This window comes from Cellulomonas pakistanensis (genome assembly GCF_016862755.1).
Taxonomy (GTDB): domain Bacteria; phylum Actinomycetota; class Actinomycetes; order Actinomycetales; family Cellulomonadaceae; genus Cellulomonas; species Cellulomonas pakistanensis.
This window is the reverse complement of record NZ_BONO01000041.1, coordinates 1-16,476: the sequence shown is the minus strand read 5'-3', so window position 1 is coordinate 16,476 and position 16,476 is coordinate 1. Positions and strand designations below refer to the sequence as shown.

The 16,476-nt window shown below is 75.3% G+C and carries 13 protein-coding genes; 4 read left to right on the top strand and 9 right to left on the bottom strand.

Annotation, left to right across the window (positions count from 1 at the left end):
* Positions 1 to 124: 124 nt before the first annotated feature.
* A complete protein-coding gene (gene aspS, locus Cpa01nite_RS18180) occupies positions 125 to 1,951 on the bottom strand; it encodes an aspartate--tRNA ligase (protein ID WP_203670276.1) in 1,827 nt (608 codons plus the stop codon).
* A 178-nt stretch (positions 1,952 to 2,129) separates the two neighbouring features.
* Entirely contained in the window at positions 2,130 to 3,290 is a 1,161-nt protein-coding gene (locus Cpa01nite_RS18175; RefSeq protein WP_203670275.1) for an Rv2578c family radical SAM protein, read from the bottom strand.
* 126 nt (positions 3,291 to 3,416) lie between these two features.
* Here Cpa01nite_RS18175 and Cpa01nite_RS18170 point away from each other — a divergent pair, with 126 nt between their 5' ends.
* Positions 3,417 to 3,959: a TspO/MBR family protein gene (locus tag Cpa01nite_RS18170; RefSeq protein WP_203670274.1), complete on the top strand. Its 543-nt coding sequence runs from the start codon at positions 3,417 to 3,419 to the stop codon at positions 3,957 to 3,959.
* Positions 3,960 to 3,980: 21 nt separating this feature from the next.
* Here the strand turns inward: Cpa01nite_RS18170 and hisS are convergent, their stop codons facing one another.
* Positions 3,981 to 5,348 (bottom strand): histidine--tRNA ligase, encoded by a 1,368-nt coding sequence (hisS, locus tag Cpa01nite_RS18165; RefSeq protein ID WP_203670273.1) that lies wholly within the window; start codon positions 5,346 to 5,348, stop codon positions 3,981 to 3,983.
* A gap of 5 nt (positions 5,349 to 5,353) precedes the next feature.
* Complete coding sequence (locus Cpa01nite_RS18160) at positions 5,354 to 6,121, bottom strand: MBL fold metallo-hydrolase (RefSeq protein ID WP_203670272.1); 768 nt, start codon at positions 6,119 to 6,121, stop codon at positions 5,354 to 5,356.
* A 127-nt stretch (positions 6,122 to 6,248) separates the two neighbouring features.
* Here Cpa01nite_RS18160 and Cpa01nite_RS18155 point away from each other — a divergent pair, with 127 nt between their 5' ends.
* The 3 genes from Cpa01nite_RS18155 (at position 6,249) to Cpa01nite_RS18145 (ending at position 9,604) form a co-directional block, all read left to right on the top strand.
* Entirely contained in the window at positions 6,249 to 7,028 is a 780-nt protein-coding gene (locus Cpa01nite_RS18155) for a peptidylprolyl isomerase (RefSeq protein WP_239068915.1), read from the top strand.
* Entirely contained in the window at positions 7,025 to 8,842 is a 1,818-nt protein-coding gene (locus Cpa01nite_RS18150; RefSeq protein ID WP_239068914.1) for a DUF349 domain-containing protein, read from the top strand. Before Cpa01nite_RS18155 ends, Cpa01nite_RS18150 begins: the two co-directional genes overlap by 4 nt.
* Positions 8,843 to 9,025: 183 nt before the next feature.
* A complete protein-coding gene (locus Cpa01nite_RS18145; protein WP_203670271.1) occupies positions 9,026 to 9,604 on the top strand; it encodes a hypothetical protein in 579 nt (192 codons plus the stop codon).
* 233 nt (positions 9,605 to 9,837) lie between these two features.
* Here the strand turns inward: Cpa01nite_RS18145 and Cpa01nite_RS18140 are convergent, their stop codons facing one another.
* The 5 genes from Cpa01nite_RS18140 to yajC form a co-directional block, all read right to left on the bottom strand.
* The gene (locus tag Cpa01nite_RS18140; protein ID WP_203670270.1) at positions 9,838 to 12,159 is read right to left on the bottom strand and encodes a RelA/SpoT family protein; all 2,322 of its coding nucleotides are present in this window, start codon (positions 12,157 to 12,159) and stop codon (positions 9,838 to 9,840) included.
* A gap of 186 nt (positions 12,160 to 12,345) precedes the next feature.
* The gene (locus Cpa01nite_RS18135) at positions 12,346 to 12,906 is read right to left on the bottom strand and encodes an adenine phosphoribosyltransferase (RefSeq protein WP_203670269.1); all 561 of its coding nucleotides are present in this window, start codon (positions 12,904 to 12,906) and stop codon (positions 12,346 to 12,348) included.
* Positions 12,903 to 14,018 carry a protein translocase subunit SecF gene (gene secF, locus Cpa01nite_RS18130; protein WP_203670268.1) on the bottom strand — a complete coding sequence of 372 codons (1,116 nt, stop codon included), beginning with the start codon at positions 14,016 to 14,018 and terminating at the stop codon, positions 12,903 to 12,905. The genes Cpa01nite_RS18135 and secF overlap by 4 nt, the downstream gene beginning before the upstream one ends.
* Entirely contained in the window at positions 14,018 to 15,859 is a 1,842-nt protein-coding gene (gene secD / locus Cpa01nite_RS18125) for a protein translocase subunit SecD (protein WP_203670267.1), read from the bottom strand. The genes secF and secD overlap by 1 nt, the downstream gene beginning before the upstream one ends.
* A 98-nt stretch (positions 15,860 to 15,957) precedes the next feature.
* Entirely contained in the window at positions 15,958 to 16,380 is a 423-nt protein-coding gene (gene yajC / locus Cpa01nite_RS18120; RefSeq protein WP_203670266.1) for a preprotein translocase subunit YajC, read from the bottom strand.
* Positions 16,381 to 16,476: the final 96 nt, after the last annotated feature.

Genomic DNA, 16,476 nt, shown 5'->3' with positions numbered 1-16,476 from the left:
GACGCGTCCCCGCCGGCCCCCGTCCCGCCCGCCGCCGCACCCCGCGCCGACGGCCCCGGCGCGGGGTGCGCGCCGGGGCCGTGCGGGTGCTGCTCGGTGCCGTCGGCCGGGTCGCCGACGCCGGTCACCGCTGCGCGGCCGCCGACGCGTCCGCGACCGGGGTCTCGGCGGGCGTGCCCTGCGGGGCGACGTCGGAGGCCTTCGGCTTCGCGTCGACGCCGGCCTCCTTGCGCTGCTGCGCGGTGATCGGGGCCGGAGCGCCGGTCAGCGGGTCGTAGCCGCCGCCCGACTTCGGGAACGCGATGACGTCGCGGATCGACTCCGAGCCGGTCAGCAGCGCCACGATGCGGTCCCAGCCGAACGCGATCCCGCCGTGCGGCGGGGCGCCGAACTGGAAGGCGTCGAGCAGGAAGCCGAACTTCTCCTGCGCCTCGGCCTCGCCGATGCCCATCACCTCGAAGACGCGCTCCTGCACGTCCTTGCGGTGGATACGGATCGAGCCGCCGCCGATCTCGTTGCCGTTGCAGACGATGTCGTAGGCGTAGGCCAGGGCCTCGCCCGGGGACTCCTCGAACCGGTCGACCCACTCCGGGGTCGGCGACGTGAAGGCGTGGTGCACGGCGGTCCAGGCGCCCTCGCCCACGGCCACGTCGTCGTCCTCGCCGGTCGGCTTGAACAGCGGCGCGTCGACGACCCACACGAACGACCAGGCCGACTCGTCGATCAGCTCGGCGCGGCGGCCGATCTCCAGGCGGGCGGCGCCCAGGAGCGCGCGCGCCTCGGCGGGCTTGCCGGCGGCGAAGAACACCGCGTCGCCCGGCTGCGCGCCGACGGCGGCCGCGAGGCCCTCGCGCTCGGCGTCGGTGATGTTCTTGGCGACCGGGCCGCCCAGGGTGCCGTCCTCGCCGACGGTGACGTACGCGAGGCCCTTGGCGCCGCGCTGCTTGGCCCACTCCTGCCAGGCGTCGAAGCCGCGGCGGGGCGTCGAGGCGCCGCCCGGCTGGACGACCGCGCCGACGTACGGCGCCTGGAACACCCGGAACGGCGTCTCGGCGAAGTACTCCGTCAGCTCGACCAGCTCGAGGCCGAACCGGAGGTCCGGCTTGTCCGTGCCGTACCGCGCCATCGCGTCCGCGTACGTCATGCGGGCGATCGGAGTCGGGATCTGGTAGTCGATGAGGCCCCAGAGCGCGACGAGGATCTGCTCGCCGAGCGCGATCACGTCCTCCTGGTCGACGAACGACATCTCGACGTCGAGCTGGGTGAACTCCGGCTGGCGGTCGGCGCGGAAGTCCTCGTCCCGGTAGCAGCGGGCGATCTGGTAGTACCGCTCCATGCCGCCGACCATGAGCAGCTGCTTGAACAGCTGCGGCGACTGCGGCAGGGCGTACCAGGAGCCCGGCGCCAGGCGGGCCGGCACCACGAAGTCGCGGGCACCCTCGGGGGTCGACCGGGTCAGCGTGGGGGTCTCGATCTCGACGAAGTCCTGCTCGTCCAGCACCCGGCGGGCGGCCTGGTTCGCCTTGGCGCGCAGCCGGATGGCCTTCGCCGGCTCGGGCCGGCGCAGGTCGAGGTAGCGGTGGCGCAGGCGCGCCTCCTCGCCGACCGGCTCGTCCAGCGACGACGACACCTGGAACGGCAGCGGCGCGGACTCGTTGAGGACAACGACCTCGTCGGCCGTGACCTCGACCTCGCCGGTCGCCAGGTGCGCGTTCTCGTTGCCTTCGGGGCGGCGGCCGACGGTGCCGGTCACCTGGAGCACGTACTCGGCGCGCAGGCCGTGCGCGACGGCCTCGTCCCGGATGACGACCTGGGCGATGCCCGAGGCGTCCCGCAGGTCCACGAAGGCGACCCCACCGTGATCGCGCCGGCGATCCACCCACCCGGTCAGGGTGACGGTGGTGCCGATGTGCTCGGCCCGCAGCGAGCCGGCGGTGTGGGTGCGCAGCACGAGGAGTCCTCTCCGGTGTCGGGGTGCTGCCCGTCCGAGCAGCCCGGCGAGTCTACTGCCGACCGGCCGGGCGCCGTCGCGCGGATGCCCCGGGCAGGACGTGGCGACCACGGGCCCGGCACCCGGAGCGGCGCGGGCCGCACCGCCCCGGGCCGGGCGCGGCGACCACGGGTCGGACTCAGAACAGCGCGGGCTGCACCGCCCCGGCCAGCGCCCCCGCCAGGGCGCCCTCAGGCGTCGCCAGGGCCGACCGGTCGCCCGCTGCTCGCACCCGCCACGGCGACGGCTGCGCCGCACCCGGCCCCGCCGACGCCGCCGCGCCCGCGCCGCCCGCCGCGCCCGCCGCCCCCGCGCCCGCCGGCGAACCCGCGCCCTCGAGCGGTGCCGCGGACGGGCCGTGCAGCCCGTGCCGGCGGCGCAGCGGCCGCACGCGCTCGGACAGCCAGCGGCGGTACTCCTCCGGCACGTACGCGCCCTTCGCGTAGAGCCGGCGGTAGTTCGGCACGAGCTCGGGCCGGTGCTCGGCGAGCCAGGACAGCATCAGCGGCCGGACCGGGCCGCGCAGGTGCAGCGGGATGGTCGTCACCCAGGACGCCCCCGCCTCGGCGAGCTCCCGGAACAGCCCGTCCAGGTGCGCGGTGGAGTCGGTCAGCCACGGCATCACGGGCGCCACCAGCACGCCGCACTCGAGGCCGGCCTCCCGCACGGCGCGGATCAGCCCGAGCCGGGCGCGGGGCGTCGGCGTGCCCGGCTCCATCGCCTGCTGCAGCGCCTCGTCGCCGATGGCCAGCGACACGGCGACGCTCACGCCGACCTCCTGCGCCGCGTCGGCGAGCAGCGGGATGTCCCGGCGCAGCAGCGTGCCCTTGGTCAGCAGCGACATCGGCGTGCCCGAGTGGGCCAGCGCGCCGATGATCCCCGGCATGAGGGCGTACCGGCCCTCGGCCCGCTGGTAGGGGTCGGTGTTGGTCCCGAGCGCGACGTGCTCGTGCCGCCAGGAGGCCCGGCGCAGCTCGGCGGCGAGCACCTCGACCACGTTCGTCTTGACGACGATCTGGGTCTGGAAGTCCTCGTCCGGGCCGAGCCCGAGGTACTCGTGCGTCGGGCGGGCGAAGCAGTAGGTGCAGGCGTGCAGGCAGCCGCGCATCGGGTTGACCGTCCACCGGAACGGCATCGCCGACGCCTCCGGCACCTTGTTGAGCGCCGACCTGGCGTGCACCTCGTGGAAGGTCACGCCCGCGAACTCCGGCGTCCGGACCGACCGCTGGTGCCCGGCCAGCGCGAGCCCCGGGAGCGCCTGCGCCGCCTCCGCCGCGATCTTCTGCCCGTCCCACCGCATGGTCCGATTCGAACACGTGTTCGACCCAGGCGCAAGCACCCTCGCCACCCCCTGGCGACGACCACAAGAACTCAGCATGCTGGCCTTCCGGTTGCCGACCGCCCGCCGGCGTCGGACCGTGGAGGCATGACCTCCGCGAACCCGGCCCAGCCCGCCACGAGCCCCGCCCGCCGCGACGCGGCCCGCACCGGCACCGGACCCGCCGCCCGCGGCTGGCCGGTGCTCGTCGGCCTGCTCCTGCTCAACGCCGCCGTCGCGTTCGGCGGCAGCCTCGCGTCGACCTCCGGCGTCGACGGCTGGTACGCCGACGCGGCGAAGCCCGCGTGGACGCCGCCGAACTGGGTCTTCGGCCCGGTGTGGACCGTCCTCTACGTCGTGATGGCCGTCGCCGCGTGGCTGATCTGGCGCCGGCACGGCCGCGCCGCGACCACCGCGCTCGTGCTCTACGGCGTGCAGCTCGCGCTCAACGCGGCGTGGACGCCGGTGTTCTTCGGCGCCGAGCAGCTCGGCCTCGGCCTGGCCATCATCCTCGCGCTCGAGGTGGCGCTGGTGGCGACGATCGTCGCGTTCCACCGGCTGACCCCGTGGGTCGCCTGGCTGCTGGGCCCGTACCTGGCGTGGGTGCTGTACGCGACGACCCTCAACGCGGGCCTGGCCGCCCTCGCCTGAGCGGGCGAGGACGGCGCGGGCTCACGCCTCCGCGGGCACCACGCGCGGCCACAGGTCCTCCGCCGGCGGCGCCCACGTGGTGGCCTCGGCGTCGACCTGCTCCCCCGAGCGGATGTCCTTCACCTGGTCGGCCGCGCCGTCCTCGGTCGCCGGGAACCACACGAACGGGATGCCCCGCCGGTCGGCGTGCTTGATCTGCTTGCCGAACTTGGCGGCCGTCGGCGCGACCTCGACGGGCACCCCGCGCGCCCGCAGCGCCGTCGCCACGGCGTCGGAGGCCGGCCGGCTCTCGTCGGACGTCACCGCGACGAGCACGGCCGCGGGCACGCCGCGGGTCGCGCGGACCAGGCCGCCGGACAGCAGCCGGGACACCAGGCGCGAGACGCCGATCGACAGGCCGACGCCCGGGTAGGTCTGCTTGCCGTCCGAGGCGAGGGTGTCGTACCGGCCGCCGGAGCAGATCGAGCCGAGCTGCTCGTGGCCGACCAGCACCGTCTCGTAGACCGACCCGGTGTAGTAGTCCAGGCCGCGCGCGATCTTGAGGTCCGCCACGACGACGCCCGGGGCCCGCACCGCGGCGGCCTCGATCAGCTGGCGCAGCTCGGCGAGGCCCTGCTCCATGAGCTCGGACGCGATCCCGTGCGCCGCCGCGAGCTCGCGCACCCGGTCGACGACGCCCGCGTCGCCGCCGGAGATCGCCGCGAGGTCGAGGCACGCCCTCGCCTGCTCGGGCGTCGCGCCGGTCTCGGCGACCAGCAGGTCGGCGACCTTCTCCGGCCCGATCTTGTCGAGCTTGTCGATGCTGCGCAGCACGCCCTCGACGTCCTCGAGCCCGAGCCCGCGGTAGAACCCCTCGGCGACCCGGCGGTTGTTCACCAGGATGCGCACCGGCGGCACGCCGATGTCCCGCAGGGCGCCCAGCGCCTCCGCCATGACCAGCGGCAGGTCGACCTCGTAGTGGTACGGCAGGTCGCCCGCGCCGACGACGTCGATGTCCGCCTGCACGAACTCGCGGAACCGGCCGTCCTGCGGGCGCTCGCCGCGCCACACCTTCTGGACCTGGTAGCGCTGGAACGGGAACGCGAGGTGGCCGGCGTTCTCCAGGACGTACCGCGCGAACGGCACGGTGAGGTCGAAGTGCAGGCCGAGCTGGCCGGACCGGTCCGCCCCGTCCCCGTCCTCCTCCTGGAGCCGGCGGAGCACGTAGACCTCCTTGGAGGTCTCGCCCTTGCGCAGCAGCTGGTCGAGCGGCTCGACCGCCCGGGTCTCGATCCCGGCGAACCCGTGGAGCTCGAAGGTGCGGCGCAGCGTGTCGAGGACGTGCTGCTCGACCACGCGGCCGTCGGGGAGCCACTCGGGGAAACCGGACAGAGGAGTCGGACGTGCCATGCGGGTCATCCTGCCAGGTACGGGTTGGTGGCCAGCTCCGCGTCCACCCGGGTCGCGGGCCCGTGGCCGGGCAGGACGTGCGTCCCGGGCGGCAGCGTCGCGACGACCTCCCGGAGCGTGGCGGCCATCGTGCCGGGGTCGCCGCCGGGCAGGTCGGTGCGGCCGACCGAGCCGGCGAACAGCACGTCCCCGGTGAACGCGACCCGCTCCTCCCCCGCGTCCAGCAGGTACAGCGTCGACCCCTCGGTGTGCCCGGGCGCGTGCCGGGCGACGAGCGTCACGGACCCGAACCGGAGCTCGACGTCGGCGGTCCGCGCGGGCGCTCCGGGTCCGGCGCCGAGCGCCCCCGGTCCGGTGCCGGGCCCGTCCTCGCCGCCGAACGGCGCCACCAGCGCCGGGTCGACCCGGCCGAACGTCGCCGGGTCCAGCCCGGCCGAGGCGGCCGCCGCCCGCAGCGAGGCCGCGACCCCGGGGTCGGCGGTCGCACCGAGGCCGAGGCTCCCGAGCGGGTCCGCGAGCCGGTACGCGTCCCGCGCGTGCAGCCGGAGCGGGACGCCCGCCGCCGCGGCGAGCACACCGGCGTCCGCGACGTGGTCGGCGTGCCCGTGCGTCGCGACGACGCCGACGACGCGCAGCCCGTGCTCGGCGACCGTCCGCCGCACCGCGTCCGCGACGCCGCCGCCGGGATCCACGACGACGCAGGCGCCGTCGTCGGCGGCCACGAGGTAGCAGGCGGCGGCGAACACGGGGGCGGTCAGGCCGAGGATGCGCACGCCGCCACGCTAGCCGCGGCGCGGGGGTCACCCGCGGCTGCCCCGCCTGCCTAGACTGTCCGGCGGGCGCGGGCGCTCCCGTGCCCACGCGAGGGGGACCCGCCGACGCCGAGACCGAGGAGAGTGCGTGCCGTCCAGCAAGCGCGAGCGCGAGTACGAGCGCCGCCGGTTCGAGAAGTGGCAGCAGCGCCAGGCGCAGAAGCACGCCAGGCGCCGCCGGATGCAGATCGTCGCCGGCGCCGTCGTCGGGGTGCTCGTGCTCGGCGTCGCCACCACGGCCGCGATCCTCGCCTCCGGCGGCGACGACCCCGCGGGCACGACCGCGACGGACGCGCCCAGCACGGCCACCACCGCGCCGGCCGAGCGGGTCGGCAACGGCGGCGTCGTCCCCGACGCCTCGCTCGCCGAGGACCGCACCTGGACCGGGACCATCACCACCAGCCAGGGCGACATCGGCCTCGAGCTCGACGGCGCCGCCGCCCCGCAGGCCGTGGCCAGCTTCGTGACGCTCGCCGGCGAGGGCTACTTCGACGGCACCGGCTGCCACCGGCTCACCACCGACGGCATCTACGTCCTGCAGTGCGGCGACCCGACCGGCACCGGGACGGGCGGGCCGGGCTACGCGTTCGGCCCCATCGAGAACGCGCCCGAGGACGACGTCTACCCCGCCGGCACGCTCGCGATGGCGCGCCAGGGCGGGAACGGCGAGTCGATGGGCAGCCAGTTCTTCCTCGTCTACGAGGACTCGACCATCCCGGCGGACGACGCCGGGGGCTACACCGTGTTCGGCCGCATCACGTCGGGCCTCGACGTGCTGCAGGCAGTCGCTGACGCGGGCGTGAGCGGCGGTGCCACGGACGGCGCCCCGGCCACCCCCGTCACCATCGAGGGAGTGGAGACCCAGTGACCGAGACGCCCGACGAGCAGCAGCGCGCCCAGGACAGCGACGAGGCCGCCGTGGCCACGACGCCCGCGGTCGACGAGGCCGGGGTCCCCGCGACCGAGGAGCCGACGCCGGCGGAGCAGCCGGCCGAGAACACCGCGACCGAGGTCCCCGCCGAGGACGCCGCGACCGAGGTCGCCGACGTCGCCGCCGCGCAGACCCCTGCCGAGGCCGACGGCACCGCCGACGCCCCGGCAGAGGCGGAGACGCCCGCCGACGACGCCCCGGCCGGGTCGACCACGGAGCCCGCCGCCGAGGAGGCCCCGGCCGCCGACGCCGAGGCCCCCGCCGACGGGGCTCCGTCCGACGAGACCCCGGCCGCCTCGGAGGAGGCCCCGGCCGCCGACGCGACCCCGGCCGCCACCCCCGCGCCGCGGCCGCGCGCCCCGCTGCCCAGCGCCATGCGCCCCCGTCCGCGCCCGGCCGGCGCCACCGCCACCGGCGAGGGCGCGCCCGCCGACGCCGCCGCCGCGCCCGCGGCGCCGGCCGTGCCGGTCCCGGCGCCGGACGACTCCGCCGAGGCCGCCGCGGCGGCGACGTTCGGCCGGGTCGACGAGGACGGCACCGTGTACGTCCGCGAGGCCGCGGGCGAGCGCTCCGTGGGCCAGTTCCCCGGCGCGTCCGCCGACGAGGCGCTGGCGCTGTACGTGCGCCGGTTCCTCGACCTGCAGGCGAAGGTCGTGCTGTTCGAGGCGCGCCTGACCGCGACGGACCTGGCGGTCAAGGAGATCGACCAGACCCTCGCGCGCCTGACCGAGGAGACCGCCGAGCCCGCCGCCGTCGGCGACCTGGACGGCCTCCGGGCGCGCCTGGAGGGCCTGCGCGCCGTCGCCGCAGAGCGCCGCGCCGCGGTGGAGGCCGAGCGCACCGCCGCCCGGCAGGCCGCCCTGGAGACCCGCACGCAGATCGTCGAGCGCGCGGAGAAGATCGCCACGACCGACCCGGCGCGCATGCAGTGGCGCCCGGCGGGCGAGCAGCTCCGCGCCCTGCTCGAGGAGTGGAAGGAGGCGCAGCGCTCCGGCCCGCGCGTCGACCGCACCTCCGAGGAGGCGCTCTGGAAGCGGTTCAGCCACGCGCGCACGACGTTCGACCGGGAGCGGCGGCACTACTTCGCCGAGCTCGAGTCCCGCAACGCCGGCGCGAAGGCCGCCAAGGAGGAGATCGTCCGCGAGGCCGAGCGCCTGCAGACGAGCACGGACTGGGGCGCCACCGCCGGCGCGTACCGCGACCTCATGGCGCGGTGGAAGGCCGCCGGCCGCGCGAGCCGCGCGGACGACGACGCCCTGTGGGCCCGGTTCCGTGCGGCGCAGGACACGTTCTTCCACGCCCGCGACGAGCTGAACGCCGCCACGGACCGGGAGTACGGCGCCAACCTCGAGGTCAAGGAGGCTCTGCTCGTCGAGGCGGAGGCCATCGACCCGTCGAAGGGCCTCGGGCAGGCCAAGGCCGCGCTGCGGTCGATCCAGGACCGCTGGGAGGCCGCGGGCAAGGTGCCGCGCGGCGACATCCAGCGCGTCGAGGGCCGGCTGCGCGCCGTCGAGGCGAAGGTCCGCGACGCCGACCAGGCCGAGTGGCGCCGCACCAACCCCGAAACCCGCGCGCGGGCCGAGGGCGCGCTGGCGCAGCTCGAGAACGCCATCGCCCAGCTCGAGGACGCCCTCGCGAAGGCCCAGGCCGGCGGCGACGCCCGCAAGGTGGCCGAGGCGCAGGCCGCGCTCGACGCGCGCCGGGCGTGGCTCGAGCAGGTGCAGCGGGCCGCCGAGGAGTCGCGCGGCTGACGGAGGCGCACTGACGCCGGCGCGCTGGCGCCGGCGCGGGGACGGCGGCGCGGGACGACCCGCGTGGCGACGACCCCGCCGATGTCCCGGGCCGGGCTCCCGGGACGTCCACAGCCCCCTCGTCCACAGCCGGTGCCGGTCGCCCCTCGCCACGCGCGGGGGCCGACCGGCATCCTGCTGCGGGTGACCCTCGACCCCCCGCGCACCGCCACCCGGCTCCCCCCGACGCCGCTGGTCCGGCCAGGCGACGTCGGGCGGGCCGCGTGGCACCTGCTGCTCCGCGACGGCCACCTCGTCCGGCTGCGCGACGACGTCGCCGTGCCCGCGAGGGTCCGGGTCACCCCGGCGCTGCGCGCGGCGGCCCTGGCGCCGCTGGTGCCGTCGCGGTGCGCCGTGGCCCGCGCGGCGGCGGTCTGGGTGCACCTCGGCGGTCCGCCGCCCGAGCGGGTGGACGTCGTCGCGCCGAGCGGCCGGCGCGTGCCGGACCCCGCGCCGGGCCGGGCGGCGGCCGCGACGGCGCTGCCGGACGCCGACGTCGTGCTGCTCGGCGGCGTCCGGGTGACGACCCCGCGACGCACGGCGGTCGACCTGCTGAGCCTCGACCCACCCGAGCGCGCGCTGCCCCTCGTGGCGCGGCTGCGCGCGGCCGGGCTCGACCTGGCGCGGGTGCGCGCGGACGTCGCCACGGCGGCCGGGCGGCGCGGGGTCCGGGCGGCGGCGGCCCTGCTCCCCCGCCTCCCGCGCGACGCGCCGCCGCGCTGAGCACCGCACGCGGCCGCCGCGCGGAGCCGACGCGGCGCCGACGCGCTGAGCCCAGCACCCAGCGCGGCGGCGCAGCGGCGCAGCTGCGCGGAGCCCGGCCCGCACCTGCCGCCCGCGCCACGCTGAGCCCGGCACGCGCCGAGCGGTCACGGACCGGGCGCTCCCGACGCGTGGACCGCCCGTCCCGGGACCCCTCGACGACCGCCGAGCCCGGCACCCGGCGCCGGCGACGCCTACGCGTCGACGGCCGGCTGCTCCGCCTTCGCCCCGGTGATCCGGTAGACGTCGAACACGCCCTCGACCTTGCGCACCGCCGACAGCACGGACGCGAGGTGCGACGGCTCCGCCATCTCGAACACGAACCGCGACTGCGCGACCCGGTCGCGGGACGTCGACACGGACGCCGAGAGGATGTTGACGTGGTGGTCGGACAGCACCCGGGTGATGTCGGACAGCAGGCGGCTGCGGTCGAGCGCCTCGACCTGGATCTGCACCAGGAACAGCGCGGTGCTGCTCTGGCTCCAGGACACGTCGACCATCCGCTCGGGCTGCTCGCGCAGCGAGCCGACGTTGATGCAGTCGGACCGGTGCACGCTGACGCCCTGGCCGCGGGTGACGAACCCGATGATGTCGTCGCCGGGCACCGGGGTGCAGCACTTGGCGAGCTTCACCCAGATGTCGTCGACGCCCTTGACCACGACGCCCGGGTCGCCGGTGCGGACGCGGCGCGCGGTCTGCCCGGGGCGGGCGACCTCGGCGATGTCCTCCTCGGCGCCGGGCTCGCCGCCCATGGCGTGCACGAGCCGCTGCACGACGGTGGCCGCCGACACCTGGCCCTCGCCGATCGCCGCGTACAGGGCGGAGACGTCGGCGTACCGCATCTCGTTGGCGAGCGCGACGAGCGACTCGTGGGACAGCAGGCGCTGGATCGGCAGGTTCTGCTTGCGCATCGCCTTGGCGATGGCGTCCTTGCCGTGCTCGATCGCCTCCTCGCGCCGCTCCTTGGTGAACCACTGGCGGATCTTGTTGCGGGCGCGGGGGCTGGTGACGAACCCGAGCCAGTCGCGGGACGGGCCGGCGGTCTCGGACTTCGAGGTGAACACCTCGACGACGTCGCCGTTCTCCAGCGTCGAGTCGAGCGGCACGAGCCGGCCGTTGACCCGCGCCCCCATCGTGCGGTGCCCGACCTCGGTGTGCACCGCGTACGCGAAGTCGACCGGGGTGGCGCCGGCGGGCAGCGCCATGACGTCGCCCTTGGGCGTGAAGACGTAGACCTCGCCGTCGGCGATCTCGAACCGCAGCGAGTCGAGGAACTCGGACGGGTCGGCGGTCTCCTTCTGCCAGTCGACGAGCTGGCGCAGCCACGCCATGTCGTTGCCGTCGGCGTCCGCCCCGGCACCCTTGGCGTTCTCCTTGTACTTCCAGTGCGCCGCGACGCCGTACTCCGCGCGCCGGTGCATGTCGTGCGTGCGGATCTGGATCTCGACGGGCTTGCCGCCGGGCCCGATCACCGTCGTGTGCAGCGACTGGTACAGGTTGAACTTGGGCATCGCGATGTAGTCCTTGAACCGGCCCGGGACCGGGTTCCACCGCGCGTGCAGCGCGCCCAGCGCCGCGTAGCAGTCCCGCACCGTGTCGACCAGGACGCGCACGCCCACCAGGTCGTAGATGTCGGCGAAGTCGCGGCCCCGCACGATCATCTTCTGGTAGATCGAGTAGTAGTGCTTCGGCCGGCCGGTCACCGTCGCCTTGATCTTCGCGCTGCGCAGGTCGGCGCCGACCTGCTCGCGGACCACGGCCAGGTACTCCTCGCGGGCCGGCGCGCGCTCGGCCACCAGGTGCACGATCTCGTCGTAGACCTTCGGGTACAGCGTCGAGAACGACAGGTCCTCGAGCTCCCACTTGATGGTGTTCATGCCGAGCCGGTGCGCGAGCGGCGCGTAGATCTCGAGCGTCTCGCGGGCCTTCTTCTCGGCGGAGGCCGCCGGGACGAACTTCCAGGTCCGCGCGTTGTGCAGGCGGTCGGCGAGCTTGATGACGAGCACGCGGATGTCCTTCGACATCGCGACGACCATCTTGCGCACGGTCTCGGCCTGCGCGGCGTCGCCGTAGGTCACCTTGTCCAGCTTGGTGACGCCGTCGACCAGCATCGCGATCTCGGGGCCGTACTCGGTGCGCAGCTGGTCCAGCGAGTACGAGGTGTCCTCGACCGTGTCGTGGAGCAGCGCGGCGGCGAGCGTCGGGGGCGTCATGCCCATCTCGGCCAGGATGGTCGCGACCGCGACCGGGTGCGTGATGTACGGGTCGCCGCTCTTGCGGAGCTGCCCGCGGTGGGCGCGCTCGGCGGTCAGGTAGGCGCGCTCGATCAGGCTCAGGTCGGCCTTGGGGTGGTTGGTGCGGACGGCCTGGAGCAGCGGCTCGATCACCGGCGACTGCTGGGGCTGGCGGATCTGCCCGAACCGGGCCAGGCGCGACCGCACCCGGCTGGTGCCGCCCGTCGTCGCGGGCGCCTCGGGCCGTGCGTCCGGTGCCGCCGAGGTCCGTGGCTCCGCCATGCGCGCCTCCCGCCGTGCCGGGTCGCCCCGGCTGTCCGATGACCGCGCGCCGCAGCGGAGCCGGGCGTGCCGTCGATCGCACGATTCTACGGCGTCGCCGCAGGAGCACGCGCCGGGCGGTCGGGACGGGCCCGGACGCGACGACGCCGCCGCCACCCGGAGGTGACGGCGGCGTCGGCCGGGCGCTCAGACCGCGAGCAGCGCGTCCACGTGCCGCCCCGCGAGCCGCGACCGGCCCGGCAGGAACGTGAGGTCCATGAGGAACGACAGGCCGACGACCTCGGCGCCGCACTCCTCGAGCAGCTCGACGGTCGCCTGCGCGGTGCCGCCGGTGGCGAGCACGTCGTCGACCACGAGCACGCGGGACCCCGCGGGCACCGTGAACGGGTGCAGCTCCACCGAGGCGGCGCCGTACTCCAGCTCGTAGTCGCGGCGGGCGGTCGGCCCGGGCAGCTTGCCGGCCTTGCGCACCGGGAGGAACCCGGCGCCGAGGGCCATGGCGACGGGGGCGGCGAGGATGAACCCGCGCGCCTCCATGCCGGCGACCAGGTCGACCGGCCCGGGGACCCGCGCCGCCATCTCCCGCACGACCGCCTCGAACGCGGGGCCGTCGGCGAGCAGCGGGGTGATGTCCTTGAACACCACGCCCGGCGTCGGGTAGTCCGGCACGCTGCGGACGAGCGCCTCGACCCGGTCGACGAGCGCCTGCCCGGCGAGGTTGCCGCTGACGTCCTGCACGCCGCTCATCGTCGGCCCTTCTTCCTGCGCGGCTGGGCCGCGACTCCCTGGTGCCCGCCGGGGCGGACCTGACCGGTCGAGCGGCCGACCGCGACCGGCGCGCCGGCGGCCACGGGCTCGCCGTCCCCCGCCTCCGCGCCGGACTCGCGGGCCCGCAGCGCCAGCACCTTCGCGGTGTGCGCCCGGATCCCCTGCTCGCGCTCGCGCAGCGCCACCTCGAGCGGCGTCGCCAGGAAGATCGAGGAGAACGCGCCCACGATCATGCCGACGAACAGCGCGAGCGCGATGTCGCGGAGCGTGCCCGCGCCGAGCACGAACGCCCCGATGAACAGGATGCCCGCGACCGGCAGCAGCGCCACGACCGAGGTGTTGATCGAGCGGACCAGCGTCTGGTTGACCGCGAGGTTGGCGCGCTCGGCGTAGGTCGCGCGCGTCTGGTCGGTGATCGCGACCGTGTTCTCGCGGACCTTGTCGAACACCACGACGGTGTCGTAGATCGAGTACCCGAGGATCGTGAGGAAGCCGATCACCGTCGCCGGCGTGACCTCCCAGCCGATCGCCGCGTAGACGCCCGCGGTGATGATGATGTCGTGGAACAGCGCGACGATCGCGGCCGCGGCCATGCGCCAGTTCCGGAAGTACACCGTCATGACGATGCTGACCAGCACGAGGAACACGACCAGCGAGGTCGCCGCCTTCTGCGAGACGTCCGCGCCCCAGGTCGGGCCGATGAACGAGCTCGCGACGTCGTCCTCGGAGACGCCGTACGCCTCCTCCAGGCCCGCGCGGACCTCGGCCACCTGGTCGTTGGTCAGCTCCGCAGTCTGGATGCGCAGGGTGCTGGACCCGACGTTCGTGACGCGGGGCACCTCCTCCGGAGCGACCTCGGTGACGGCGTCGATGGCCGGCTGCTGGTCCGCGTCCTGGACGTTCGAGACGGTGAACTGCGAGCCGCCCCGGAACTCGATGCCGGGGTGCAGGCCGGGCACGAACAGCAGCACGACCGACAGCAGGACGAGCACGCCGGAGATCGTGAACCAGGTCCGGCGGCGGCCCACGATGTCGTAGGAGCGGCGGCCCGTGTACAGGTCGTTGCCCCACTGGGCGAAGTTGACGGCCATCAGGACTCGCTCCCCTCGGTGCGTCGTGCGGCGGGGGTGCTGCCGTCGTCGGGTCGGTCGTCGGGTCCGTCGTCCGCGTCGGCGTCCACGGGCGTCCCGGCCTGCGCGGCGCGGGCGGCGGCGCGTCGCTCGGCGATGGTGCCGCCGGCGCCCGCCGGGGTGGCGACCAGCGTCGACGTGCGCACGTCGAGGTCCGCGGGCTCGGCGCCCGCGGGCGCCGCGGGCTCGGCGCGGCGGCCCGTCACGACGCGCCCGCGGCCGACGTAGCGGGTGGACTCGGGCGCGCCCAGCCGGCGCGGGTCGAGGCCGGACAGCGGGTGTCCGCTGCCGAAGAACCTCGTGCGCGCGATCAGGCGCATCACCGGGTGGGTGAAGGTGAACACGATCAGCAGGTCGAGCAGCGTCGTGAGGCCGAGCGTGAACGCGAAGCCCCGGACCGAGCCGACCGCCAGGAAGTAGAGGACGATCGCCGCGATGAAGTTGACCGCGTCGGACGCGATGATCGTGCGGCGCGCGCGCTCCCAGGCGCGGTCGACGGCCGCGACCAGGGTCCGGCCCTCGCGCAGCTCGTCGCGGATGCGCTCGAAGTACACGATGAACGAGTCCGCCGTGATGCCGATCGCCACGATCAGGCCGGCGACGCCGGGCAGCGACAGTCGGTACCCCTGCGTCCAGGACAGCAACGTGATCACGCCGTACGTGAGCACCGCGGCGATCATCAGGGACGCGACCGTGACCAGACCGAGCGCGCGGTACTGGAACAGCGAGTAGACGACGACGAGGACCAGGCCGATGAGGCCGGCGATCAGGCCCTTCTCGAGCTGCTCGGAGCCGAGCGTCGCGGAGATCTGCTCCTCGCTCTGCACCTGGAAGCTCAGCGGCAGCGCGCCGAACTTGAGCTGGTTGGCGAGCGCGGTCGCGGAGTCGCGCGTGAACGACCCGGTGATCTCGGCCTTGCCGTCCGAGATGATCACGCCGGGGTCGAGCGACGGCGCCGAGATGACCAGGCCGTCGAGCACGATCGCGAACTGGTTCTGCGGCGACGCGAGGCCCTGCAGGCGGCCGGTGACGTCGGCGAACTCGCGGGTGCCGGCGTTGTCGAACTCGAGGTTCACGGCCCACGTGTTGGTGACCGCGCCGGACTGGCTGACCTGCAGGCCCGAGCTCGCGTTGGAGATCCGCGAGCCCTCGACCTCGACGGGGCCGAGCACGTACTTCAGCGTGCCCTCCGGGTCGCAGGTGACGAGCGCGGCGTCGTCGGCCGTCTCCTGGCCGCCGGTCAGGTTCGCCGGGTCGGTGCAGTCGAGGGCGTCGAACTGCGCCTGCACCGCCGGGGTGAGGTAGTACTCGGCGTCGCTGGCGGAGTCCGGGGCGTCCTTCGTCGGCTCGGCCGAGGGCTCCGTCGCCCCGTCGGTCGGGCTGGCGGACGCGGCGGCGGTCGGCTGCGGCGCCGCGTAGGTGAGGACCGGCCGGAACTCCATCTGCGCCGAGGTGCGGACCAGGTCCAGCGTCTCCTCGCTCGGGCGGCCGGGCAGGGCCACGACGATGTTGGACCCGCCCTGCGAGCTGATCTCCGCCTCGGCGACGCCGGAGGAGTCGACGCGCTGGCGGATGACCTCGATCGCCTGCGAGATGGTCTCGGACGTCACGCGGGACTCGTCCTGCGCGACCGGCGCGAGGATCAGCTGCGTGCCGCCCTCGAGGTCGAGGGCGAGCTTCGGCGTCCAGGTCGCGTCCGACAGCTTGGTGCCGGCGAAGATCGCGCCGAACACGGCGACCGTGATCACGGCGAGCGTGAGCAGGATGCGCGCCGGGTGGCGGCGGCGTGTGGGTGAGGCCAACGGACCGTCTTCTCTCGTGCGCGCACCGCCCGCGGACGGCGGGCGGTGCGGGTGAAGGGCGCCGGCCCGCGGTGTCCGCGGTGCCGACGCCCGGTCGACTACTGCTGGGTCTTCTTGGTGTCGGGGCCCTCGTCGTCGCGCGGCGGCTGCAGCGAGGAGAGGTCGTCCGGGACGTCGATGCGGCCCGGCGGGACTGCACCGGGCTCGTCGCGCCACTCGGCGTCGTCGTCGGCGACCTCGTCCGTCTCGTCCTCGTCGACGACGGGCGGCTCGACGAGGCGCGCGATCGCGGCCTTGATCCAGACGGTCTGGCTGCCGCCGGGGATGTCCTCCAGGGTGACCTCGTCGCCCTCGACCACGACGACGTACCCGTACATGCCGGAGCCGGTCATGACGCGCTGGCCGGGCTGCAGGTTGTCGCGGAAGCTCAGCTGCTCGCGCTGCATCTTGCGCTGGCGGCTGCTCATGAGGAACAGCGCCGCCGCACCGATGGCGAGGATGATGAGGAAGGTGAAGTCCACGAAGAAACAGCTCCTGACTGCGTACGACGTCGGCCGCAGTCTAGGCGCCACGGCTCCGGGCTCCTAACGACCGCGGGCGCGCGTCGGTTCCCTGTG